Origin of the sequence: Fuscovulum sp. (assembly GCA_035192965.1) — a bacterium.
GTDB lineage: Bacteria > Pseudomonadota > Alphaproteobacteria > Rhodobacterales > Rhodobacteraceae > Paragemmobacter.
Window position 1 is genome coordinate 4,125,779 of the sequence record CP136571.1, and the last position, 23,108, is coordinate 4,148,886.

Genomic DNA, 23,108 nt, shown 5'->3' on the forward strand with positions numbered 1-23,108 from the left:
CACAGGGATGAAGCCAATACCTTGGTCTGTGCCCCGCCCACCCCATCGTGTGGCGCGGGTGGCCCTTGGTGCGGGAAGATCAGGCAGGACCGTGGCAAAGGCACAGGGATCTTGGCTTTTCGCGGGCATTTGACAGGCCGGATCCGCCCGCCTGTCGCCACGGCAAATCAACCGATTCCCTACCGGTTACTGCGCCGCAGAGGCCGGACACCTTACGCGTTTTTCGATGACGGAGAGGTCGGCAAAATCATCGCGAAACAGATTTTGCAACTCGGCGCGGCCCAAGGCGGGCGGCGATACGGTTTTGATGCTTTCCGCAGCAGACTTACGGAACATCACTCCCAGAATCTGGAACATGGCACACAACTCACTGAACTTCGTTACTCGTACACAAAGGTTAATGAACGCATCCGCGGCAAAATCTCAATTCAGTCCCGATCAATCGCAGGCTGTCAAACGGATGCCTGCCATCCGTTCAGCTATGTCACCTCACCCCTATCGAGTAAGTCCACTACCCTTACGCATATGTCATCGGGGCCATTCCATGGCCGTGGGGCGGGCATCATGGCTTTTCCATGGCAATATCCTGGCGACTTCCAGTCACATGCAAACTCCCGAAAGCCGCCGATTCGCCGCCGTGCCACGGCACTGCCAGATCAGCGCGGCGCCATTACCGCCCCCCATAGGCCCCTTGCACCAGCCGTGCCAAGGCAGTCTCTACCCGCGCGCGCCCTTCCGGCTCGGCCAGGCGGATCCCGGCATAATCGCCCGCAACGGCCAACGCCTCGATCCCTGCGATCAGAACCGCATTCACCGCCGCCGCATCTACACCCTCCGGCGCCGCCATCCCCATGCGGTGCCGGGCCTGAATGAACCAGTCGCGCAGCACGGCTGCTCGCGCCGCCCGAAACGGCGCCGCCTCCGCCTCGGGCGCCGCAAGCGCAACACGCGCCGCCTCACGCGCCACCGGATCACCCGCCAGATGCGCCGCCAGCGCCTCCAGCAGCCTGAGCACGCCATGGCCATAGCCCGCGCCATCGACCGGAACCGCTTCCAGCGCCTCTGCCATGGCACGCCCCGATGACGCCCCCATGGCGGCCAGCAATCCCTCAGGCCCATCGAAATAGCGATAGATCAGCTTCTTGTCGCATCCCGCCGCCCGCGCAACGGCATTAACGCCGAAACCGGCCAGACCTTCTGCCCCCAGCACGACAAACCCCGCCTCGACCAGTCGCGCAGCCGTCAGTTCCCGATCTTTCACCATCGCCCCACCCTGATGTCCCCGATCAGTGACATTTTGCTTGCACGACTCACATCGCGGTCATATGTCACCACTCAGTGACATATTGGAGAACCCCATGCCCCCCGTCAATCCCAACCGCTCCCTCGGTATGGCGCTTATCGCGCTCGCTCTTGCCTTCAACCTTCCCTATGCACGTCTCGCCGCAACGTTCGACTATCCGGCAATCCTGCGCGAAACGCCTGAAACCATCCTCGCTTCCCTTGCGGCAGGTGGGTCTGGCCTCATCGCCACATGGTATGCCTTTGCTGCCTGCGCATTGATCTTTGCCCCGCTCGCGATGGCGCAGGCGCTGGGCCAAGGCCGGGCGCAGCGCGCCCCGGCCCTGGCCATCGCCGCCGCCATTGCCGGCGCTTTCGCGGGCATTCTGCAAGCCATGGGGCTTTTACGCTGGGTGCTGGTGATGCCCGCCCTTGCGGAAATGCCCGATGCAGCCACCACCTTCACCGCCCTGCATGCCTTTGGCGGCGCGGTTATCGGCGAACATCTGGGCCAGCTTGCCACCGCACTGCATGTGGGGCTGATGGCCGCCATCCACCGGGGCGAAGGTCACCGCGCGCTTCCCATCGCTGGCGGGCTCACCGCTGCGCTGATCACCATGGGCAGCTTCGAAACTCCGGCCCTCGCCTTGGGCCTGTCGGGCGAAATCTTCGCGCTGGCAGCCATCGCGGGCTACCTCGCCCTGACGCTTTGGCTCATTCTTGCTGGGACGTCGCTCATCCGGCGCTGAAATGCAAAAGGGCCGCCCCATCCGGGGCGGCCCTCTCCAAATTTCGGAACCCGGATCAGCCCTTCTTCAGGCAGCGGCTTCCCAGAACTTCGGCGATCTGCACCGCGTTCAGCGCCGCGCCCTTGCGCAGGTTGTCGGACACGCACCACAGGTTCAGCCCGTTCTCGATCGTGCTGTCCTGCCGGATGCGGCTGACATAGGTCGCATATTCGCCCACGCATTCGATCGGCGTGATGTAGCCACCGGGTTCGCGCTTGTCGATCACCAGCACACCGGGTGCCTCGCGCAGAATGTCGGTTGCCTCTTCCCAGTCGAGGAAATCCTCGAACTCGATGTTGATGGCTTCGGAATGGCCCACGAAGACCGGAACCCGCACGCAGGTCGCCGTCACCTTGATCTTGGGATCAAGGATCTTCTTGGTCTCGGCGACCATCTTCCATTCTTCCTTGGTATCCCCCGAATCGAGGAACACGTCGATCTGCGGGATCACGTTGAACGCGATCTGCTTGGGGTACACCTTCGGCGCCACTTCCTGACCCGGCACAAAGATGCCCTTGGTCTGGTTCCACAGCTCGTCCATCGCTTCCTTGCCGGTGCCCGACACGGATTGATAGGTCGCCACCACCACCCGCTTGATCCGCGCGCGGTCATGCAGCGGCTTCAGCGCCACCACCATCTGCGCGGTAGAACAGTTCGGGTTGGCGATGATGTTCTTGTTCTTGTAGCGGACGACGTCATCCGCATTCACTTCCGGCACGATCAGCGGAATATCCGGATCATAGCGATACAGCGACGAGTTATCGATCACCACACAGCCCTGCGAAGCCGCGCGCGGCGCATAGATCTTTGTCGCGTCCGACCCGATGGCGAACAGCGCAATATCCCAGCCGGTGAAATCAAAGGTATCCAGATCGAGGGTCTTCAAAGTTCGATCGCCAAAGCTGACCTCCGTCCCCAGCGATTTACGCGACGCCAGCGCCGCAATCGCATCGACCGGAAACTCGCGTTCCGCGAGGATATTCAGCATTTCTTTGCCAACGTTGCCCGTGGCACCGACGACAACGACCTTGTAGCCCATCGGGGTTCTCCTTGTACCCGTCCTCTTCAGCGAAAGACGGGGCCTGTTACCCCAACCCGGCCAGTCGCGAAAGGGAATTCCGCCTGTCGGGATCAGTCCGTCCGATCTTGTGAAAAGGCGTAAACCACCAGCCCCGCCAACAGCACCACCGCGAAAAAGGCAAACAGCCCCTGATAGGGCACCGCCGCCGCCCCGCCCTGCGCGGCCAGCCCCGCGTGAATCCGCCCTGTCACCACCTGCGCGATCCCCACCGCCCCAATCCCGAACAGGTTCAGCAACGTCACCCCCCGCCCCACCAGATGCGGCGGCACAAAGGCCCGGCCATGCGCGATCACCATGGCATAGGACGATCCCATGAAGCCGATCCCCGCCAGCAGCGCCAGCGTGACCCCTCCCCCCGCCGCGGGCCACAGCGCCAGCGCGATCAGGGCCAGCAACACCCCGGCATTCCCGCCCAGGATCAGCCATTTCCGCGTGCCCAGCCACCGCTCCAACGGTCCATAGGCAAAGCTGCCCAAAACCATCGCCACCCCCATGACCAGCGTCGCCATCCCGATCACCGCCGCATCCGCGCCGAACACATCGGCATAGTACGGCCCCACCCACAGCCCCCGCAGCCCCGCCGCCGGCACATAGCAGACCGCCATCATCACCAGTACCGGCCACAGCGCCCGCATCCGCAGCAGGTCCATCAGCGACCCGCCCCCCGATCCCGTCACCTTCGGCGGATCGCGCACCAGAACGCCCAGCGCCACCGCCACCACGCCCGTCACCCCCGCCAGCACCCACAACGTCTGCCGCCAACCCATCGCTTCCACCGCCGCGGCCAAGGGCAGGCTCGCCGCGATATTCCCCATCGACCCCAGGCCGATCATCACCCCGGCCAGCGTGCCGAACACCGCCGCCGCATAGGTCCGCGCAAAGATGTAATAGGCCGCCATCAAAACCGGCGCGCAGCCCACCCCGATCAAGGCCATCGCCACCGTCACCGCACCGGGCCCCTGCGCCATGGCAAAGACCGCCGCCCCGCCCGCGCCCCCAATCCCCAACAACACCGCCGCCGTCATCCGCGGCCCGATCCGGTCCAGCGCCCAGCCCACCGGGATCTGCGCCAACGCAAAGGCCAGAAACCAAACCCCCGACGCCACCGCCAGATCATCCGCCCCCGCGCCAATCTCGGCCGCCAGCACCGGCGCCAGCACCGCCAGAAATGCCCGGTAGAACTGGCTCAGCACATAGGCCGCCACCAGCACCGCGATGCCCGCTCTCATTCTGCCCGCTCTTGCACGGAAATTCCTCCACCCGTGGCACTTCCTGCCCATCCCGACTGCCCGGCGCAAGCCCGGCCTCTCAACCCGCTTGCCACAACGCCCCTTGCCCCTGCACACTTCCCCCACCTGTCAGGAGTGCCCCCATGTTCCGTGCCCCCCTCACCGCGCTTTTCCTTCTCGCCACCCCAACCTTCGCGAATGACGGCTTCGGCGGCATCGCCGCCACCGGCCTGCACTTCGCCCAGACCGACGCCATCGCGATGGAAACCGAAGACCTGTTCATCGGCCTCGACCGCATCCGCGTCACCTACACCTTCCGCAACCTGACAGACCGGGATGTCACGGGCGAGGTGATCTTCCCCCTCCCCCCGATCCCGCTTGCGGCGTTGATGACCTCGGATTTCAACATCCACGAAGGCGACCGTGAAAACCTCGTGAACTTCACCGCCACCGTGAACGGCCAATCCGTGCCCCTGACCATCGACCGCATCGCCGTGATCGAACCCGAATGGTCCGCCGACCGGCCCCTGTCAGAACAATACGACACCCCCGGAACAGACGTCACCGCCGCACTGCGCGCCGCCAACATCCCCATGACGATCGACATAAAGAGCGTGACAGACTGGCTTCATGTCATGACGCCCGAGGAACGCGCCCCCCTCATCGCCCAAGGCCTGATTGATGTCTACGACGGCGATCCCGCCGCCGGTATCCCCATGGAAATCTGGCCGCTCTGGTCCATCATCCTGCGCTATCACTGGACACAAACCTTCCCCGCAGGCCAAACCGTCAACATCTCGCACGAATACGAAAACCGCCCGCCGGGGGGCCTGTTCGGCTGGCAGCATCCCCCCACAGACGAATGGGCGCAGGACTACGAAACCCGCTACTGCATCGACGACGGCACCTCGCGCGCCATCGCCAAACGGCTCGGGCCTGATGGCTACGGCATCGCCTACAACCTCGCCTATGTCCTCAGAACCGCCAACTCATGGGCGGGCCCCATCGGCAGCTTCCGCCTGACGCTGGATAAGGGTGCCGCGCAAAACGTCATTTCGCTCTGCGCCAGCGGCGTGGAAAAGACCGGCCCCACCACCTTCGTGATCGAAAAGCAGACCTACACGCCCGACCGCGATCTGGAGATCCTGATCGTGACCCCGCCTCCCGGTTAGGCGGCGGCGGGGGCGCGCACCTCACGCTCCTTGATCGGCAGATGCACGATGGCCGAAAACGCACCCACGCCCACCCCGATCCACCACACCATCGTGTAGCCCCCGGTGATGTCATACATCATCCCGCCCAGCCACACGCCCAGGAACCCGCCGATCTGGTGGCTTAGAAACACCACACCGTACAGCGTGCCCATGTAGCGCAGCCCGTAAAGGTGGGCCACCAACCCGCTCGTCAACGGCACTGTGGCCAGCCACAGCGCCCCCATCACAGCCGAAAAGATCAGCACGCTTTCCGGCGTGATCGGCAACAGGATGAACACCGCCGCCGCAATCGTCCGGCCCGTATAGATGCCCGCCAGCAGGTATTTCTTGGTGTATCGCTTGCCCAGCCACCCCGCCGTGATCGTGCCGACGATGTTGAACAATCCGATGGTGGCAATCGACACCGCCCCAAGCGCGCTGGTCGTCGTGATCCCCATTCCCGCGATCATGCCGCCCGGATCAATCGGCCCGCACAGCTCTGTTACAAAGGCCGGGAAATGCGCGGTGATGAAGGCCAGCTGATAGCCGCAGGAAAAGAAGCCCAGAAAGATCAGCGTATAGGACGGGTCCTTGAATGCCCGCGTCAGCACCACCCCCATGCTTTCCTCAAGCTCGGCCTTGGTTGCCACCCGGGGCGACCGGATGAAGGGCAGCGCGAACAGCGTGCCCAGCACGACAACCGAAAAGATGATGAAAACGATCTGCCAGCTATAGGATTGCAAAAGGAACTCTGCCACCGGCGCCCCGAACACCTGCCCCGCCGACCCCGCCGCCGTGGCAATGCCAAGCGCCATCGACCGGTTCTCCGCGCTCGCCGCGCGGCCCACGATGGCCAGCACCACACCGAACCCCGTTCCCGCCACGCCAAAGCCAACGAGGATTTCCAAAAGCTGCATCTGCCCCGGCGTGATGGCAAAAGCCGTCAACAGCAGCCCCGCCGAATACATCAACGCCCCGGCGACAATCGCCTTGCGATCCCCGAACCGCTCTGCCACCGCGCCGAACAAGGGCTGTCCGATCCCCCAGGCAAGGTTCTGGATGGCGATGGCCAGCGAAAACTCCGCCCGCGCCCAACCGAACTCCTCGGCAATCGGGATCTGGAACACCCCGAAACTCGCGCGGATGGCAAAGCCCAGCATCAGGATGAAACACCCCGCAACCAGAACCGGGGTGATGAGGGGGGCTTTGGTTGTCATGCGGGATCACCTTGACTGATCCGCACTCTTCTCTGCCCGCCACCCCCGAAGGTCAAATGCAGATTTGTGATGCAGACAATTCGCCCCGGACCTGCCCCCCCCATCACGCCACACCGACCCTGCCATTTCATCTTGGCCCAAATACCCAAAATCCGGACCTCGCCACCCGAACAAACGCCCAAGGCACAGTCGCCACCTCCGCGCATTCACGCACAGAAAATCACCAAACCGCCCCCAATCTCTCTGAATTTGTATGCACAGTTGTCTGCACCATCATCTGCACCGCCTGCTGCACAGTCCATTCCGCCATTCCCCCTGTCAAAGCCCCCCCGTTCCCGCTAACGCTTGGGCAAGGCGGCATATTCTGGGGGGACGGATGTCAGCATCGGATTGGTGGAAAGGTGCTGTCACCTATCAGGTCTATCCCCGCTCTTTTCAGGACACGAACGGCGACGGGATCGGTGATATTCCGGGCATTACCCGCCGCCTTCCCTACATTGCCGATCTAGGCGTCGAAGCGATCTGGCTCTCGCCGGTCTTCACCTCGCCGATGCTCGACATGGGCTATGACGTGTCCGATTACACCGATATCGACCCCACCTTCGGCACCCTGTCAGACTTTGCGCAACTCATTGAAAAAGCGCATGATCTTGGCCTGAAGGTGATCGTCGATCAGGTGCTGTCGCACTGCTCGGACCAGCATCCCTTCTTCCGCGAAAGCCGCGCTGACCGCACCAATCCAAAGGCTGATTGGTTTGTCTGGGCCGACCCGAAACACGACGGATCACCCCCAAACAACTGGCTTTCCGTCTTCGGCGGCAGCGCCTGGACATGGGACGCTCGGCGCAAGCAGTACTACTTGCACAACTTCCTGTCCGAACAGCCCGACTTCAACTTTCACAACCCCGCCGTGCAGGATTGGCACCTCGCCAACATGCGCTTCTGGCTCGAACGGGGGGTAGATGGGGTCCGTCTGGATACCGTGAACTACTTTTTCCACGACCCACTTCTGCGCGACAACCCCGCCGATTACCGCGAAAAAACCCAAGCAGAAGCAAACCCTTACGGGATGCAGTATCACCTGTTCGACAAGAACCGCCCGGAAAACCTGGCATGGATCGAACGCATCCGCGCCCTGCTCGACGAATTCCCCAACCGCACTTCGGTGGGCGAAATGGGTGAAAGCCACCACGCCATCCGCATGATGGGCGACTACACCGCCCCGGGCCGCCTGCACCAATGCTATAGCTTTGAAATGATGGGCTACGACTACACGCCCGAATTTTTCCGTAGCCGGATCAGGGACTTCTTCGCCGGCGCGCCGGAAGGCTGGCCGATGTGGGCCTTCTCGAACCACGATGTCCCCCGACACGCCACCCGCTGGGCAAAGCACGGCATCACCCAAGACGCCCTCGCCAAACAGGCCGCCGCTCTGATCCTGTCGTTTGAAGGTTCCATCTGCCTCTGGCAGGCCGAGGAACTGGGTCAGACCGACACGACCCTCAGTTTCAACGAACTCACCGATCCCCAAGGCATCGCCTTCTGGCCCGAACCCGTCGGCCGCGATAACACCCGCACCCCGATGGTCTGGGACAGCAGCGCAGAGGGCGGGTTCACCACAGGCAGACCATGGCTTCCGGTCAAGGCCCCGCAACTGTCCCGCAACGTGGCAGCACAGGTGCAAGATACTGATTCCGTGCTGAATTTCTATCGCAAGATGCTGGCCTTCCGGCGCGAAAGCCCGGCTCTGCGTCATGGGAAAACCCGCTTTATCGATCTGCCCGATCCAGTGCTTGGCTTCCTGCGCGGCGACGGTATGGCCTGTCTTTTCAACCTGTCGCCCGCGCCAGTCACCCTGAACATCGCAGGTCTGAACGGCCTGACAGGCCCCTCGCTGGACGCGAACCTTGCAGGCGACACCCTTACCCTCGGCCCCAACGGCGCGGCTTTCGCCACGGCATCCGGACCGCTCTGACAGGTCAGAGCGGCTCCCAATGCACCCCAGCGGCGGGGATGGTCACGCCATCCCACTCCACCGCAAACGGATTGTAGTTGAACCAGAAGCGGTGCGTGTCGCTGTCGCGCCGCCGCAACCCTTCGGGCAGCACCTCAACCGCAATCCCCTGCGCCTTGCACAGGGCAATCAGCATCCGGTCCAGCACCGCATCCTCTGGCCACCCCGCCAGATAGTGCATGCCCCCCGCGCGCAGAAGCGCAGGCCAGCCATCGGTGGCACGCTCCACCACTTCGGCCCCGCCCTCGATCTTTTCCCGCCAATGCAACAGGTTACCGCCCGCCTCCAGTGGCACGGGAACATCAGGCGGCAGGCTTTCCACCCGCGCCACCACGACATCCAGCCCCGGCAGATTGGGCGGCAGTGGCACCGGCGTGGCAAACTCCACCGTCTTGGCATTGCTGCGCGGCCCGATCAGGGCCGTCCCGTCAAAGCCCGTGAGCGCGGTCAGGAACGGTGCAGACAAGGTTGCCACCCCCGGCGCCAGCACCAGCTTGTACCCCGTCAGGTCCGCCATATCCGGCGGCAGGATATCCACATTCAGCCCCAACCGCCGCAGCCCGCGATAGAAGGCAAAGGCCAGCCGGAAGTAATCGAAATCCCGCCCCTGCGGCTGCGTCTGCCAAGCCCATGCACTGGCATAGTCGAACACCAGCGCCACATCTGCGCGCGCGGTGCCGACATCCGGCATCGCTGCCAGCTCAGCTGCCACTTTTCCGGCCTCTTCAAAGGCTTGTGCCGGTGCGCTGTCGGGACGCAACAGCCCCGCATGCATCTGTTCCTGCGCAAAGGGCGCTTGCCGCCAGCGGAAATAACACACGGCTTCGGCGCCATGGGCAAAGGCCTCCCACGCCCAAAGCCGCGCCATACCCGGCAGCGGATCGGCATTCCACGGGGCCCAGTTCACCGGCCCGGGCTGCTGTTCCATGATCCACCACCGACCGCGGCCAACGGCGCGGTAAAGGTCATGGTGGAACGCCTGAAAATCAGGATCGCCCTGCCGTACGAAGCGACGCTTGTGTTCGGGGGTCACCTCCAGACGGTCGGACAGGAAGCCCAGCGGATAGGCGTCCCACGACGCGATATCGAGGTCCGCGCCCACGGCGAAATGATCGAATTCCGTGATACGGCCCATATAGTTATGGGCGATCGGCGCGTCCGAATGCTTGCGGACGATTTCGGTTTGCAGCCGGTTGAAACCGGCCACCTCGTCACTGGCAAATCGGCGAAAGGCCATGACATGCGACGGGTTCGCCTCGGTCACGGTCAGGTTGGGCAGACCAATCTCATCAAACGAGGAATACTCCATCGACCAGAACACGTTGCCCCATGCCCGGTTCAGCGCCTGCGGGCTTTGATACCGCTGCGCCAACCATTCGCGAAAGGCATCACGGGCGGCATCGGAATAGCTCAGCACTGTATCGTGGCAGCCATATTCGTTGTCAGTTTGCCATGCCGCCACATGCGGGTTGTGCCCATAGCGCCGCGCAAGTTCTGTAACGATCCGCGCGCATTCCGTGCGGTAGCCGCGATGGGAAAAACAGTAATGCCGCCGCGACCCGAACCCGCGCGCGCGTCCCTGCGCATCCACCGCCAGCATGTCGGGATGCTTGTCCAGCATCCAGCGCGGCGGCGTCGCCGTGGGTGTGCCAAGCACCACCTGCAACCCGGCCCCGCCGAGCACGGAAATCGCCCGGTCCAGCCATTCCCAATCGAAGCGGCCCGGCTCCGGCTCCATCCGGCTCCAGGCGAATTCGCCGATGCGCACCCATGTCAAACCCAGCGCCACCATGCGGGCGGCATCCTCGGCCCATTGCGCTTCGGGCCAGTGTTCGGGGTAATAGCAAACGCCAAGGGACCGTTTCAAATCATCACCTGCGGTTCGGGAAGGCCTGTGCCAACACTTGGCACGGCAAAGGTTTTTCCGGCATCGGGGTCGGCCGCACGGGCGGCTGCATCCATGCCTTCAAGGGCGGATGTGCAATACAGGGTCGACAACCCCTCTCCCCCGAATGCCGGGCAGGAGGTCTGGCCTGCGCCCATGGGGACTGCCTTCAGGAACCGGCCGTCGGGGCCGTAACAGGCCACACGCCCCGCCCCCCATTGCGCGTTCCATAGGTTGCCCGCAGCATCCACGGTGGCACCATCCGGCAAAAGCCCCTCATCGCCAAGGTCGACGAAGGTTTCAGCGTTACCCGCAGGCCAGCCATCCTGATCCAGCGCCACCCGCTGGATGCGATGAGTCAGTGTGTCCGAGAAATGGGCAAAGCGCCCGTCTGGTGAAAAGCAGATAGAATTCGGGATCGTCAGCCCGGAATACAACCGCCGCAACTCGCCGCGATACCAGCGCCAGATCGACCCGCGGCCCGGATCATCGCCGCCGCGTTTGCCCATCGTGCCGATCCAGAACCCACCCTGCCGATCCGCCCGCCCGTCATTCGACCGGGTACCCGGATCATCGGCCTCAAGCTCGGCCAGCGTTTCGATCTCTTCGGTTTCCAGATCGAACAGGAAAAGATCCCGCTCACCCGCGATAAGCAGCACATCCCGGCTGACCCAGCCCGCGGCCGAGACCATCTCGACAAAGCTCCAGCTGCGCGGCACGCCATCCTCGATACTGTGCAGGCGCTTTCCCAGAATATCGAACCAGAACAACTGGCGGCGCAGCGGATGCCAGAGCGCACCCTCGCCCAGTTCGCAGACACGGCCATCATGGATCATGCAAAGGCCTCGTCATGCGCGGCAACGATGCGCGCCGCCCGCGCGGCCACGTCTGCCACCGACAGGCCCGGTGTGTAGATCGCGGTTCCAATGCCAAAGCCGCTTGCTCCGGCCTTTACCCACTGGGCAAAGTTGTCCGGCCCCGCGCCGCCGACGGCATAAACCTGACAGTCTTTCGGCAGGACGGCACGCATGGCCTTTACCCCATCCGGCCCGATCAGGCTGGCGGGAAAGATCTTCAACCCATCCGCCCCGGCCTTCAGCGCTGCAAAGCATTCGGTTGGCGTCATTACACCTGGCCAACTGGCAAGCCCCCGCGCCTTGGTCGCGCGGATGACTTCCGGATCGCAGTTCGGCGACACGATCAGACGCCCGCCAGCCTCGGCCACTTCGGCAACTTCGGCCACTGTCAGCACAGTACCCGCCCCGATTTGCGCGTGTTCACCCAAGGCCTTGGCCATCGCAGCAATGGACGTCATCGGATGCGGGCTGTTCAGCGGCACTTCGATCCGGGTGATCCCGGCCCTGACCAAAGCCTCGGCCACGGGAACCGCTTCATCGGGCGTGATCCCCCGCAGGATGGCGATGATGTTGCGATGCGTCATGCCGTTACCCTTGTCCGTGCCGCTTGCAAACCTGCCAACACAGCCTCTGTTCCCGAAACCATGCGCGGTTCCACGCCCTGGGTCCGCAATGCCCGTGCATAGGACTTCGCCAGCCCTTCGGACCCCACCAGCGTGACCGCCTGACCCAGCCAATAGGGCCGCGCCGCAGCCAGTTCCATCCCGATCAGCAACCCGGACAGCCGCGCCCGCGCTGCCGCCGCAGAGAGCCCCGCGATCAGGCCTTCCGCGCGAATGCCGAACAGCTTCGCCCCGATCCGTTCGGGATGCGACAACGCATCCGACAGGCCTTCGTCAAAGGCGGCGTCGTCCCAACCCTCGCCCACCATGCCATGCCGCAAGACCGAGGCTTGCGACAGCAGCGCAAACATCTCGCCGGTCAGGAAGGTCTGGAAGCTGACCACTTCGCCCGCGCTGATATGCGACCATTTGGAATGCGTGCCGGGCAGGCAGATGATCCCGTCATAACCGGGGCTAAGGGCAAGAACCCCGGCGATCTGCGTCTCTTCTCCCCGCATCACATCGGCGGGCGCGGCCTGCTTCAGGCCCGGCACCAGCCGAACCGATATCCGTGCGTCCCGCGTCGGCGCGGCAACTGTCGCCGCAGGATCCAGTGGGGTGCAAGGGACCGTGCGATAGGGCGCCTCGAACCAGCCTTGACGGCTGCCCACCATCCCGCAGGCGATCACTTCTGTCCGCGTTCCGTCGACCAGCCAAGGTGCAATCAACCGCAAAAGCGCAGGTTCAAACCCGTCACGATCCAGCCGCCCCATGCCATCATCCGACACGGCCTCTGCCAGAACACCGCGGTGCCCCATGGCCCAAACCCTCAGGTTGGTTGTCCCCCAATCGACCGCGATCCATTCCACCGTCATTGTTCCGCCTTCTCGCAGGGTCGCCTGTCAGACACGTTCACCTTCCACGACCCACATCGTTGCGGGCCAAGCCACCGGCAAAAGCAGCCCCCGCTGCATGAGCACACGCCCTGAAAGCGTCAAGCCCCCGGATTTCAGCGCATTGGGACCGCGTGACTGAGGCGGCGCGTCTTCAGGGTTCACAAGCCGCAGCCTGTAGGTCGCGTCGGGATCCAATCCCGCCAGCCGCAGGGGGCGGGGAAGCATCTGCACGCTCGTCTCACCCTGCCCGGCAAAGAGCACAAAGCGCCCGCCATCGGCGGCAACCTGCACCTCGGCCACCACAGCGGGATCGTCGCTGTCCACGCGGCAGATCGTGCCTGCCATCATCCACGCACGATTGGCCTTCCACCAGTCGGTCACGGCCTTCAGAACGGCAGCCTCATCATCAGTCAGCGTCCGCAAATCCATCTCGAACCCGAAATGCCGCTGCGCCGCGACCCAGGCCCGGAAGGACATAGGCAGAACGCGCCCCGCTGTGTGGCTGCGCCGCGCGCCAACATGGCTTCCGGTCACCGCCGCTGGCAGGAAAAGCGCGGCGTCATGCTGCATCCGCAACCGTTCGATCCCATCGATGCTGTCGGACAGCCAGACCCGTTGGGTATGCGCCAGAATGCCTGCATCGATCCGCCCGCCACCGCTGGCGCAGCTTTCGATTTCCACCATCGGATGCGCTTTTCGCAACGCCCCCAGCAGTTCGTAAATCCCCCGCGTCTGCGCGGCATCCACCACCGGCAGCAGACGGTTGTGATCCCATTTGATGTAATCAATGGGATATTCGGCCAGCACTTCAGACACAGCGTGGAACAGATACTCCCGCGCGTCAGCCAGGGACAGGTCCAGCACCATCTGGTTGCGGCCCGCCACCTGATCAGCGGGGCCCAACATCCAATCCGGATGGGCGCGCATCAGATCGCTGTCAGGGTTGACCATTTCAGGTTCGAACCACAGGCCGAAGGTCATGCCCAGCTTATGGACATGCGCGATCAGCGGATGCAGACCTTCGGGCCATTTGCGCCGGTCCACGGTCCAGTCGCCCAGACTGGTCGTGTCATCATCCCGCCGCCCGAACCAGCCGTCATCCAGCACGAACCGCTCAGCCCCCATAGCAGCGGCGCGGTCGGCGATGGCGGACAGATCGGCAAGGTTGTGGTTGAAATAGATGGCTTCCCAGCAGTTGTAATGCACCGGGCGCGGGCGGGCTGCATCGGGCCAGGTGATCACTCTGTCGCGCAGGTCGTGCTGGAAAGTCGCGGCAATCCCGTTCAACCCGTGACCCGACCAAAGCGCCAGCAGCGGCGCGGTTTCAAACCGTGTTTGGGGCTGGGTTTCCGCCCCCCAAGGATGGCCGAACTGCACCTGACGGCGGCCATCGGGCAGTTCCTCGGCAACCATGCGGTGCCCGCCGGACCAGCCGTAATGCAGGGCCCGCACCTCGCCTTGGGTGTTGGTCGCGCCACGCCCAGCGAAGATCACATAGGGCGGATGCTCATGCCCCGATCGGCCAGTCCGCGCCTCACGCAGGCGGATGCCGGGGGTCCATGCGACATGGTTCAGGTGAAACTCGCGCGTCCATTTGCCGTGGATATCGATGATCTCGCCATCCTGCGGGGCGGGCAGAACCGGCGCGGCCAGCCAGTGCAGGCGTACGGGAGTGTCCGCCTCCAGAATGCTGCGCAGTTCGATCACACCCGTGGCATGGGCTGTCAGTTCATGGATCAGCCGCAACCCGGCTGACACGCTGGTCAGGCGCAGAAATCCCGCGCTTTGCTCGGCCCGGTCAAAGACAAAGGCAGGCTGCATCGGCATGCCATCCGCCGCCGCAAGCACCAGGCCCGGTTGGCCCTGAAAGGCGCGGCCCGCTTCGGGCGACAGCGAAAGCGCGGGCAAAGCATCCAGCATCCCACCGGTCAGATCATTGCGTGATGCGGCGGCGAGGTGCACAAGATCCTCGCCGGCGGGCAGGGCCGCGCCCCACCAGATCACTTCGGGAATCCCGCCCGAGGTTGTAAGCGCGATGGTCTGCGCTGTGGCCCCTGTTCCTGCGTCCAGACGAAATTCGGTCACTTCACCGCCCCCAGCGTCAGCCCCGCGATGAAATGCTTCTGCATCAGAAAGAACATCACGACCGGCGGCAACGCTGCAAGGATCGACCCGGCGGACACAAGGTGCCATTGCGCAATCCATTGGCCGTTCAGCGAGGACAACCCTGCCGTGATCGGCTGGCTGTCTACGCCTTGGGTCAGCACCGTGGCCCAGAAGAAATCGTTCCAGATGAAGGTGAATACCAGCACCGACAACGCTGCGATGGCAGGTCTCATCAGCGGCAGCACGATGAACCAGAAGATCCGCCATTCGGAGACGCCTTCCACTCGCGCGGCTTCGATCAGCTCGTAAGGCAGGGCCTTGATGAAGTTGCGCATGAAAAGGGTGCAGAACCCGGTCTGGAACGCGATATGAAACAGCGCCAACCCATACCAGGTATCATACATGCCAAGTTGCAGCGTCATATCGCGCACCGGCACCATCAGAATCTGGAACGGCACGAAGTTGCCTGCCACGAACATGAAGAACACTAGAATGTTCGCCCGGAACCCGTAAACCGCCAGCGCAAAGCCTGTCATCAGCGACAAGCTGACCGCACCGATCACGGTGGGGATCGTCACCCAAAGCGAGTTCACCATGTACTGCCCGATAGGCGTTTCGGTGAAGATGTAGACGTAATTCTCCCACGCAATCCCCGAGGGCATGCCGAAGTAGTTTCCCTGCGCCAGATCGGATGCAGGCCGCAGCGAGGTGAGGGCCACGCCAAGAAGCGGGAACAGCCAGATCAAGAGCGCGATGGGCAGGGCGATGGAATACAGCCATTGCATCGGCTGGCTGGTTTTCTGAATGGGACGCGGGAACATGGATCAGCGCTCCTTCTCGTCGCGCCACATCTTCCAGATGAAGCCCGAAATGAAGATCATCATGATGGCAAACAGGACAACCGCGATGGCCGCACCATAGCCCATACGCAGTCCGATCTCACCCAGCGCCATTTCGTACATGTAGAACGACAGCACGCGGCTTGATCCGAAGGGGCCACCGCTTGTCATGATCGACACAAGGTCGAACGACCGCAGCGCGCCGATGACGGTGACGATCACGGCGATGAAGGTGGCCGGGCGCAGTTGCGGCAGCACGACGTACCACAGCATCTTCCAACCCTTTGCCCCGTCCAGACGCGCCGCCTCGATCTGGTCGGGTGCGACGTTGTTCAGGCCAGTCAGATACAGGATCATCACATAGGCGATCTGCGGCCAAAGGCCCGCGGCGATGATTCCGTAGGTCACAAGATCGGGGTCGGCAAGAATGGCCGTGCCATCGCCGGTGATCCACTCCGTCAAAAGGTAAAACAGGCCGAAGTTTGGCGCGTAGAACCAGGCAAAAATCAGACCAACGACAACCTGGCTGATGACGAAGGGGAAGAAGAACAATGACTTGTACAGCCGGATTCCCCGCACGGTCTGATTCAGGAAGATCGCCAGGAACAGCCCGATGGGCAGGGCGAGCATGTACAGAACCAACCATTTGAGGTTGTTCCAGAGTGACGTTTCAAAAGCCGGGTCATTGCCAAGCTCGCGGTAATTCTGAAGGCCGATATAGGTGCCGGTGAATTCGCCCTCGCGGTTGTACAAGCCGTTCCAGTCATAGAACGACAGGGAAATGCTTTGGAAGATCGGCCACAACACATAGACGGCGAACATCAAGGTGCCCGGCAACAGGAACAGCCAGGGTGCCAGGGTGCGCTGGTTCCAGCGTCGTCTGCTGTGCATAGCCGTGGCCGCCGTCAGCGTGCCTGATGCGTTCGCCATAAGTCACCCCCCTGCAAAACGGAAAACGGGCGCCCCCACAGGATGGGGACGCCCGGGGTATCAGATCACTGCGGGAAGAGGCGCAGACGTGCCTGTTCCAGCCGCTCAAGGATCGCCTCAAGCTCTTCAGGCTGAACAAGGAACTGCTGGAAGCCGTCCATGCCAAGGCTGGCATATTCGGCATCTGCGTCACGATCCCAGAACTGGGCAATGCCACCCGTTGCCGTGGAAAGCGAGGCAAAGCCTTCGGTCAGGAAGGGGTCAGCCGCATCGACGGTTGCGTTCGCGTTGGTCGGCAGTTGGCCAACCGCTGCGTTCCACTTGGACTGCGCTTCTGCCGAGGCCATGTAGGCAAGGAACAGCTTTGCATCTTCCGGGTTCTTGGCGCCCGAAGTCAGGTGGATGGTGTCCGTCGGTGCTTCTTCGGCCCGTGCGATACCGGGGGTGATTTCCGGGAAAACCATGAAGCCGAGATTGTCGTTCGTCATCCCGCCTTCTTTGAAGACGCCAACGGCGAAGTTGCCCATGACGTAGTGCGCAGCCTTGCCCTGCGTGAAGATTGCCGCCGCATCCTGCCAGTCGATCGCAGCATGATTTTCGGTGACATAGGGCTGCAACTTGGCAAATTCGGCAAACACGGCGCGTGCTTCGGGCGAAGTCCACGAGATTTTGCCAGCGGCGAGGTCAGCGTGGAACTGATAGCCGTTGGTGCGCAGGGACAGGTAATCGAAGATGCCCGCGACCGGCCACTTTGCGACCGAACCGGTGGTCACGCAGTCAATGCCTGCGGCTTTGAACTTTTCGCAGTTGGCGATGAAGGTCGCCCAATCAACGGTTGCGTCAGCGGCCGGCGGCTCGACGCCTGCAGCAGCGTAAGCGTCGCGGTTATAGTAGATGCCCCACTGATAGTAGGTGTAGGGGATTGCATACTGCTTGCCGTCAATCGTGGACGAAGGCACCGAAGACGCCAGCGCTTCGTTCAGCCCATTTGCAGCCCAGACATCAGAGATGTCGGCAAACAGACCGGCCTCGACGAAGGGGCGCATCCGGTTTGCGGCATACCAGTTGGCCAGATCCGGCGGATCGGCGGTCAGGAAGTTGCGGATCGCGTTCTTGTACCCTTCGTGATCGAAATTCGTCAGCTGGACGTCGATCTCGGGGTTTGCGGCCTCGAAATCAGCAATCAGCGCTTCGGTGGCCGCAAGCGGAATCGGATCGTAGTCCGCATTCCAGGTGACGACGCGTTTGTCCTGCGCAATGGCCGATGTCGACATCAGCAATGCCGCCACCAGCGCTGCCGCGCCCGCTTTTCTATGGACCATGGTTTCCTCCCGGTTGGTTCCATTATGTGAAACTTAGTCTTGAATATTGAAAACTATGCTGCCTATCGTTTAAGCTGTCAACAGGAACGCATGGGAACGCGATGTCGGCAGAACAGGGTGACGGAACGGTAGGCAAGGCGCTGGATGTGCTCGACATGGTCGCAGCCGCCGGACACCCTGTGCGGTTTTCGGAACTGCTCACAGTGTCGGCTTATCCCAAAGCAACCCTGTACCGTTTGATCCAGACATTGACCCATCAGGGGATGCTGGCCTATGACGCCGACCGTCAGACCTACGCGCTTGGCGTAAGGCTGGTTCGGCTTGCACATGCGGCTTGGGCAACCTCGTCCCTGGCCCCGATTGCGCGGCCCTATCTTGATGAACTTGCAGAAGAAACCGGCGAAACCATCCATCTGGCGCAGATGGACAATGGCCAGGTTCTGTATGTCGACAAACGCAATGCGGCCAAGCCGGTTGAGATGTTCGCACAGGCCGGAAAGGTGGGGCCTGCCTACTGCACCGGGGTTGGCAAAGCGATGCTGGCTTACCTGTCGGCCGAAGCTTTGGAACGCGCGATCCAGCGGCAAAGTTTTCACCGGTTCACGACGCAGACATTGGATACAGAAAGCAAGCTGAAGGCCGAGTTGGAGGCGATTCGCCAGCGCGGCCACGCCTTCGACCGCGAAGAGCATGAACCGGGAATCATTTGCTGCGCGGTGCCGATTCTGACGCGCACAGGGCGCGTGATCGGCGCGTTGTCAGTTACATCGACCACGGCACGCACGTCGATTGCGGAACTGGAAACCGGGTCAGACCAGATCAAGGAAACGGCAGCACGCATCGCTGCCGAAGCGGAAAGCTGGCGCTTTCCAGAACAGACTTAACGGAATTCAAGGGGGGACGCGGATGTCGGGAGTGGTTCTACAGAAGGTCGTCAAACGATTCGGCGAGGCACAGGTCATCCACGGGGTCGATCTGACAATCGAAGACGGCGAGTTCTGCGTCTTTGTCGGCCCGTCGGGCTGTGGCAAGTCCACCTTGTTGCGCATGGTAGCCGGGCTGGAGGAAACGTCGGACGGCGCCATTCGGATCGGGAACCGGGATGTAACGCAGGTGGACCCATCCGAACGCGGCGTGGCGATGGTATTTCAGACCTACGCACTTTACCCGCATATGACAGTGGCCGAAAACATGGGCTTTGGCCTGAAGATGACCGGCCATCCCAAGGCCGAAACGGATAAAAAGGTCGCCGAAGCGGCGCGGATTCTGAAGCTGGAAGAGCTTTTGTCGCGTAAGCCCAAGGCACTGTCTGGTGGGCAACGCCAGCGCGTGGCCATCGGACGCGCCATCGTGCGCGGGCCAGAGGTGTTTCTTTTCGATGAACCGCTGTCCAACCTAGATGCTGAATTGCGGGTGGAGATGCGGGTGGAAATCGCCCGCCTGCACCGCGAGATTGGCGCGACGATGATCTATGTGACCCATGATCAGGTCGAGGCGATGACGCTGGCCGACAAGATCGTTGTGCTGCGCAAAGGGCGGGTGGAACAGGTCGGCAAGCCGCTGGAACTGTATCACAACCCGGACAACCGCTTTGTGGCCGGGTTTATCGGCAGCCCTGCGATGAATTTCGTCGCAGCCAAGGTGGACGGCGCACACGGTGCGAACGCGCCAGCCTTGGGCGCAACCGTGGCTTTTTCTGGCGGGCTCCCCTCTACCGGTTCCAGCGTCGAGATCGGCCTGCGGCCCCAACACCTGCGGGTGACCGAAGGCACTTCCCACCGGGTGGAAATGACCGAGGCGCTGGGTGGCGTCAGCTTCATTCACGTTTCGGCCACCACTGGCGAAAAGCTGGTGATCGAAACGAAAGGGGATGTCACACCGCCGATGGGAAGCACCGTCGGGATTGCCTTTGATGCCAAGGACGCGCTGTTCTTTGATGCCGATGGCAAACGCCTTCGGTGATCACGCGCCGAGGTGCGGCTCTCCCCGTGCCTCGGCCAATTTCATCTGATGCTGGCGTTCGCGAAAACGCGCACGATCTGCAGCGCTGTATTCATCCTTGCAGGCGGGGCAGGAAACACCCTCCTCATAGGCAGGGTCCAGACGCGCCTCCGGCGTGACGGGGCGACGGCAGGCCCCGCAAGCCGAAAGATCGCCGGGCAACAGACCGTGACCGACAGAAACCCGCTTGTCGAAAACAAAACACTCCCCCTGCCAGAGCGAGCGATCCTCGGGGACAGTTTCAAGGTATTTCAGGATGCCACCTTTCAGGTGGAACACCTCTGACACGCCCTGTTGCAGCAGCCAGTTTGTGGATTTTTCGCAGCGGATGCCGCCCGTGCAGAACATCGCGATCCGCTTGTTGTGAAAACGGTCACGGTTGGCTTCCCACCACTGCGGAAATTCGCTGAAGGACCGGGTGCCGGGGTCGACGGCACCGGCAAAAGTTCCGATGGCCACCTCGTAGTCATTCCGCGTGTCGATCACCGCAACATCGGGCGATGCGATCAGATCATTCCAATCGGCCGCATCGACGTAATGGCCCACACGCGATTTCGGGTCTACGTTGGGCTGGCCCATTGTCACGATCTCGCGCTTCAGGCGGACTTTCATCTTGCCATAAGGCATCTCGGATGCGGGGCTTTCCTTCCATTCCAGATCGGCACAGCCGGGCAAGGTGCGGATATGGGCCAGAACCGTATCAATCCCCAGCCGCGTTCCGGCGATGGTGCCGTTGATGCCTTCACTCGCCAGCAGAAGTGATCCCCTGACGCCATTGCGCAAAGCGCAGTCCAGCAGCGGCGCGCGCAGAGCGGCCGGATCGGCAAATCGGGTGAAGTGATACAGGGCGGCGACGATCAGCATATCCGGGGGATGCCCCCATTTCCCCGCGAATTCAAGCGCCTCCCATTGACGCAAGGGCGGGGGTTTCCTACGCAGGGTTGAATATACCGCCGCGAGGACCGCCATGCGTGCCGCAGATCAAGCGCTGATCGTGATCGACATCCAGAATGACTTCTGCCCCGGCGGTGCCTTGGCGGTGGCCGAGGGGGACGTGATCATTCCGCGCGTGAATACCCTGATGGCCGAGTTTTCGGTTGTGGTGCTCACACAGGATTGGCATCCGCCTACGCATTCCTCCTTTGCCTCCAACCATCCCGGCAAGGCTGCATTCGACACCGTGACAATGCCTTATGGGGAACAGACACTGTGGCCCGACCACTGTATTCAAGGCAGCGATGGCGCCCTGTTTCACCCTGCACTGCGGACGGATCCAGCAAACTTGATCATCCGCAAGGGATTTCGCCCCGCGATCGACAGCTATTCCGCATTCTTCGAAAATGACCGCACAACACCCACCGGCCTAGAAGGCTATCTGCGCAGCCGTGGCGTGGCGGGCGTCACGTTTGTTGGCCTTGCTACCGACTTTTGCGTTGCCTATTCCGCACTGGATGCCGCCCGTCTGGGTTTTGCAGCGACGGTTCTGCTGGGGGCTTGCCGGGGCATTGACCTTGGCGGATCGCTGGCACGGATGGTGAATGACTTGCGCGCAGCCGGCGTCGCGTTGGAGGACTGACGTGGTCGATATTGCCTCTCGGGTGCACAACCATAACTGGAAGATCGATCCGATCGTCCGGTCTCTGATCGACACCGATTTCTACAAACTGCTGATGTGTCAGTCGATTTTCCGGAACAAGCCGGAAACGACCGTCACCTTTTCGCTGATCAACCGGTCCTCAAGTGTGCGCCTTGCGGAACTGATCGACGAAGGCGAATTGCGCGAACAGCTGGATCATGTCAGGTCGCTGTCCCTGTCGCGCGGCGAAAGCACATGGCTGCGCGGGAACATGTTCTATGGCAAGCGCCAGATGTTCCGGCCCGATTTCATGGAATGGTTCGAAGGGCTGCTTCTGCCGCCCTATCATCTTGAAAAGCGCGATGGTCAGTATGAGCTGACCTTTGAAGGCAAGTGGCCCGAGGTGATGCTGTGGGAAATCCCGGCGCTGGCGGTTCTGATGGAATTGCGGTCGCGCGCCGTGCTGAAAGGGATGGGCAAGTTTGAACTGCAAGTGCTCTATGCGCGCGCCATGACCCGGCTTTGGGAAAAGATCGAGCGGCTGAAGGCACTGGATACGCTGAAGATCGCGGATTTTGGCACGCGGCGGCGGCATTCTTTCCTGTGGCAGGATTGGTGCGTTCAGGCCATGCAGGAAGGGTTGGGCGAGAAATTCATCGGCACCTCGAATTGCCGCATCGCGATGAAGCGGGATATCGAGGCGATCGGCACGAACGCGCATGAATTGCCGATGGTCTATTCGGCCCTGTCCAACAGTGACGCGGAACTGGCCCAAGCCCCCTACCAAGTGCTGGCCGACTGGCATGAAGAGCATGACGGTAATCTGCGCGTCATTCTGCCCGATACCTATGGGACCGAAGGCTTTTTGCGCAATGCACCCGATTGGTTGGCGGCTTGGACGGGGATACGGATCGATTCGGGCGATCCTGCCGCCGGGGCGGAAACCGCGATCCGCTGGTGGAAAGCACGGGGCGAGGACCCGACGCAAAAGCTGGTGATCTTTTCCGATGGTCTTGATGTCGAAAAGATCGAAGAGTTGCACCGCAAGTTTCACGGGCGGGTCAAGGTCAGTTTCGGCTGGGGCACGATGCTGACGAATGATTTCCGGGGCTTGGCGGGTGACCGGCTTGCGCCGTTCAGCCTTGTCTGCAAGGCGGTTTCGGCAAATGGCCGCCCGACAGTGAAGCTGTCGGACAACCCCAACAAGGCGATGGGCCCGCAGGACGAGATCGCGCGATATAAGCGGATCTTTGGCGTTGGCGAGCAGGCGGCGATGGCGGTGACGGTGTAG

Annotated in this window: 21 protein-coding genes; 7 read left to right on the top strand and 14 right to left on the bottom strand. The window is 62.4% G+C overall.

The window, feature by feature from the left end; all coding sequences use genetic code 11:
* Positions 1–186: 186 nt before the first annotated feature.
* Together RSE12_20315 and RSE12_20320 are read right to left on the bottom strand one after the other, a co-directional pair.
* Complete coding sequence (locus RSE12_20315) at positions 187–357, bottom strand: hypothetical protein (protein WRH62667.1); 171 nt, start codon at positions 355–357, stop codon at positions 187–189.
* Between the two features lie 313 nt (positions 358–670).
* A complete protein-coding gene (locus tag RSE12_20320) occupies positions 671–1,264 on the bottom strand; it encodes a helix-turn-helix domain-containing protein (GenBank protein ID WRH62668.1) in 594 nt (197 codons plus the stop codon).
* Positions 1,265–1,358: 94 nt separating this feature from the next.
* Between RSE12_20320 and RSE12_20325 the strand changes: the two genes are divergently transcribed.
* The gene (locus tag RSE12_20325; protein ID WRH62669.1) at positions 1,359–2,030 is read left to right on the top strand and encodes a DUF4386 family protein; all 672 of its coding nucleotides are present in this window, start codon (positions 1,359–1,361) and stop codon (positions 2,028–2,030) included.
* 55 nt (positions 2,031–2,085) lie between these two features.
* Here the strand turns inward: RSE12_20325 and RSE12_20330 are convergent, their stop codons facing one another.
* Positions 2,086–3,108 carry an aspartate-semialdehyde dehydrogenase gene (locus RSE12_20330; GenBank protein ID WRH62670.1) on the bottom strand — a complete coding sequence of 341 codons (1,023 nt, stop codon included), beginning with the start codon at positions 3,106–3,108 and terminating at the stop codon, positions 2,086–2,088.
* 92 nt (positions 3,109–3,200) lie between these two features.
* Complete coding sequence (locus tag RSE12_20335; protein WRH62671.1) at positions 3,201–4,379, bottom strand: MFS transporter; 1,179 nt, start codon at positions 4,377–4,379, stop codon at positions 3,201–3,203.
* 143 nt (positions 4,380–4,522) lie between these two features.
* On the opposite strand from RSE12_20335, the gene RSE12_20340 reads away from it, so the two are divergent.
* Positions 4,523–5,551 (top strand): DUF4424 family protein, encoded by a 1,029-nt coding sequence (locus RSE12_20340; GenBank protein WRH62672.1) that lies wholly within the window; start codon positions 4,523–4,525, stop codon positions 5,549–5,551.
* Here RSE12_20340 and RSE12_20345 read toward each other — a convergent pair.
* Complete coding sequence (locus tag RSE12_20345) at positions 5,548–6,789, bottom strand: MFS transporter (protein WRH62673.1); 1,242 nt, start codon at positions 6,787–6,789, stop codon at positions 5,548–5,550. The genes RSE12_20340 and RSE12_20345 overlap by 4 nt on opposite strands.
* Positions 6,790–7,165: 376 nt before the next feature.
* Here RSE12_20345 and RSE12_20350 point away from each other — a divergent pair, with 376 nt between their 5' ends.
* The gene (locus RSE12_20350; GenBank protein ID WRH62674.1) at positions 7,166–8,764 is read left to right on the top strand and encodes an alpha-amylase family glycosyl hydrolase; all 1,599 of its coding nucleotides are present in this window, start codon (positions 7,166–7,168) and stop codon (positions 8,762–8,764) included.
* 4 nt (positions 8,765–8,768) lie between these two features.
* Here the strand turns inward: RSE12_20350 and RSE12_20355 are convergent, their stop codons facing one another.
* From RSE12_20355 to RSE12_20390, 8 genes are all read right to left on the bottom strand, one after another.
* Positions 8,769–10,670, bottom strand: coding sequence for a beta-galactosidase (locus RSE12_20355; GenBank protein WRH62675.1), 1,902 nt, complete (start codon positions 10,668–10,670; stop codon positions 8,769–8,771).
* A complete protein-coding gene (locus RSE12_20360) occupies positions 10,667–11,524 on the bottom strand; it encodes an SMP-30/gluconolactonase/LRE family protein (GenBank protein ID WRH62676.1) in 858 nt (285 codons plus the stop codon). Before RSE12_20360 ends, RSE12_20355 begins: the two co-directional genes overlap by 4 nt.
* A complete protein-coding gene (locus RSE12_20365) occupies positions 11,521–12,129 on the bottom strand; it encodes a 2-dehydro-3-deoxy-6-phosphogalactonate aldolase (protein ID WRH62677.1) in 609 nt (202 codons plus the stop codon). The genes RSE12_20360 and RSE12_20365 overlap by 4 nt, the downstream gene beginning before the upstream one ends.
* On the bottom strand, positions 12,126–13,022 hold the full coding sequence (locus RSE12_20370; GenBank protein WRH62678.1) for a 2-dehydro-3-deoxygalactonokinase: 897 nt from the start codon (positions 13,020–13,022) through the stop codon (positions 12,126–12,128). Before RSE12_20370 ends, RSE12_20365 begins: the two co-directional genes overlap by 4 nt.
* A 27-nt stretch (positions 13,023–13,049) precedes the next feature.
* A complete protein-coding gene (locus tag RSE12_20375) occupies positions 13,050–15,128 on the bottom strand; it encodes an alpha-galactosidase (GenBank protein ID WRH62679.1) in 2,079 nt (692 codons plus the stop codon).
* Positions 15,125–15,970, bottom strand: coding sequence for a carbohydrate ABC transporter permease (locus RSE12_20380; GenBank protein ID WRH62680.1), 846 nt, complete (start codon positions 15,968–15,970; stop codon positions 15,125–15,127). The genes RSE12_20375 and RSE12_20380 overlap by 4 nt, the downstream gene beginning before the upstream one ends.
* Positions 15,971–15,973: 3 nt before the next feature.
* Positions 15,974–16,918 (bottom strand): sugar ABC transporter permease, encoded by a 945-nt coding sequence (locus RSE12_20385; protein WRH62681.1) that lies wholly within the window; start codon positions 16,916–16,918, stop codon positions 15,974–15,976.
* 65 nt (positions 16,919–16,983) lie between these two features.
* On the bottom strand, positions 16,984–18,240 hold the full coding sequence (locus RSE12_20390) for an extracellular solute-binding protein (GenBank protein ID WRH62682.1): 1,257 nt from the start codon (positions 18,238–18,240) through the stop codon (positions 16,984–16,986).
* Between the two features lie 101 nt (positions 18,241–18,341).
* Here RSE12_20390 and RSE12_20395 point away from each other — a divergent pair, with 101 nt between their 5' ends.
* Together RSE12_20395 and ugpC are read left to right on the top strand one after the other, a co-directional pair.
* Positions 18,342–19,124: an IclR family transcriptional regulator gene (locus RSE12_20395; GenBank protein ID WRH62683.1), complete on the top strand. Its 783-nt coding sequence runs from the start codon at positions 18,342–18,344 to the stop codon at positions 19,122–19,124.
* Positions 19,125–19,146: 22 nt separating this feature from the next.
* A complete protein-coding gene (gene ugpC / locus RSE12_20400; GenBank protein ID WRH62684.1) occupies positions 19,147–20,202 on the top strand; it encodes a sn-glycerol-3-phosphate ABC transporter ATP-binding protein UgpC in 1,056 nt (351 codons plus the stop codon).
* Here ugpC and RSE12_20405 read toward each other — a convergent pair whose 3' ends face one another.
* Positions 20,203–21,105, bottom strand: coding sequence for a rhodanese-related sulfurtransferase (locus tag RSE12_20405; GenBank protein WRH62685.1), 903 nt, complete (start codon positions 21,103–21,105; stop codon positions 20,203–20,205).
* 103 nt (positions 21,106–21,208) lie between these two features.
* On the opposite strand from RSE12_20405, the gene pncA reads away from it, so the two are divergent.
* Together pncA and pncB are read left to right on the top strand one after the other, a co-directional pair.
* Entirely contained in the window at positions 21,209–21,817 is a 609-nt protein-coding gene (pncA, locus tag RSE12_20410) for a bifunctional nicotinamidase/pyrazinamidase (protein WRH62686.1), read from the top strand.
* Position 21,818: 1 nt separating this feature from the next.
* The gene (pncB, locus tag RSE12_20415; protein WRH62687.1) at positions 21,819–23,108 is read left to right on the top strand and encodes a nicotinate phosphoribosyltransferase; all 1,290 of its coding nucleotides are present in this window, start codon (positions 21,819–21,821) and stop codon (positions 23,106–23,108) included.

Bases quoted from the DNA above. Each gene is read 5' to 3' on its own strand.
- RSE12_20365 (WRH62677.1), bottom strand. From the start codon at position 12,129: ATGACGCATCGCAACATCATCGCCATCCTGCGGGGGATCACGCCCGAT.
- RSE12_20350 (WRH62674.1), top strand. From the start codon at position 7,166: ATGTCAGCATCGGATTGGTGGAAAGGTGCTGTCACCTATCAGGTCTAT.
- RSE12_20315 (WRH62667.1), bottom strand. From the start codon at position 357: ATGTTCCAGATTCTGGGAGTGATGTTCCGTAAGTCTGCTGCGGAAAGC.
- RSE12_20390 (WRH62682.1), bottom strand. From the start codon at position 18,240: ATGGTCCATAGAAAAGCGGGCGCGGCAGCGCTGGTGGCGGCATTGCTG.
- ugpC (WRH62684.1), top strand. From the start codon at position 19,147: ATGTCGGGAGTGGTTCTACAGAAGGTCGTCAAACGATTCGGCGAGGCA.
- RSE12_20345 (WRH62673.1), bottom strand. From the start codon at position 6,789: ATGACAACCAAAGCCCCCCTCATCACCCCGGTTCTGGTTGCGGGGTGT.
- RSE12_20340 (WRH62672.1), top strand. From the start codon at position 4,523: ATGTTCCGTGCCCCCCTCACCGCGCTTTTCCTTCTCGCCACCCCAACC.
- RSE12_20405 (WRH62685.1), bottom strand. From the start codon at position 21,105: ATGCTGATCGTCGCCGCCCTGTATCACTTCACCCGATTTGCCGATCCG.
- pncA (WRH62686.1), top strand. From the start codon at position 21,209: ATGCGTGCCGCAGATCAAGCGCTGATCGTGATCGACATCCAGAATGAC.
- RSE12_20360 (WRH62676.1), bottom strand. From the start codon at position 11,524: ATGATCCATGATGGCCGTGTCTGCGAACTGGGCGAGGGTGCGCTCTGG.
- RSE12_20325 (WRH62669.1), top strand. From the start codon at position 1,359: ATGCCCCCCGTCAATCCCAACCGCTCCCTCGGTATGGCGCTTATCGCG.
- RSE12_20395 (WRH62683.1), top strand. From the start codon at position 18,342: ATGTCGGCAGAACAGGGTGACGGAACGGTAGGCAAGGCGCTGGATGTG.
- RSE12_20370 (WRH62678.1), bottom strand. From the start codon at position 13,022: ATGACGGTGGAATGGATCGCGGTCGATTGGGGGACAACCAACCTGAGG.
- RSE12_20330 (WRH62670.1), bottom strand. From the start codon at position 3,108: ATGGGCTACAAGGTCGTTGTCGTCGGTGCCACGGGCAACGTTGGCAAA.
- RSE12_20320 (WRH62668.1), bottom strand. From the start codon at position 1,264: ATGGTGAAAGATCGGGAACTGACGGCTGCGCGACTGGTCGAGGCGGGG.
- RSE12_20335 (WRH62671.1), bottom strand. From the start codon at position 4,379: ATGAGAGCGGGCATCGCGGTGCTGGTGGCGGCCTATGTGCTGAGCCAG.
- RSE12_20385 (WRH62681.1), bottom strand. From the start codon at position 16,918: ATGGCGAACGCATCAGGCACGCTGACGGCGGCCACGGCTATGCACAGC.
- RSE12_20380 (WRH62680.1), bottom strand. From the start codon at position 15,970: ATGTTCCCGCGTCCCATTCAGAAAACCAGCCAGCCGATGCAATGGCTG.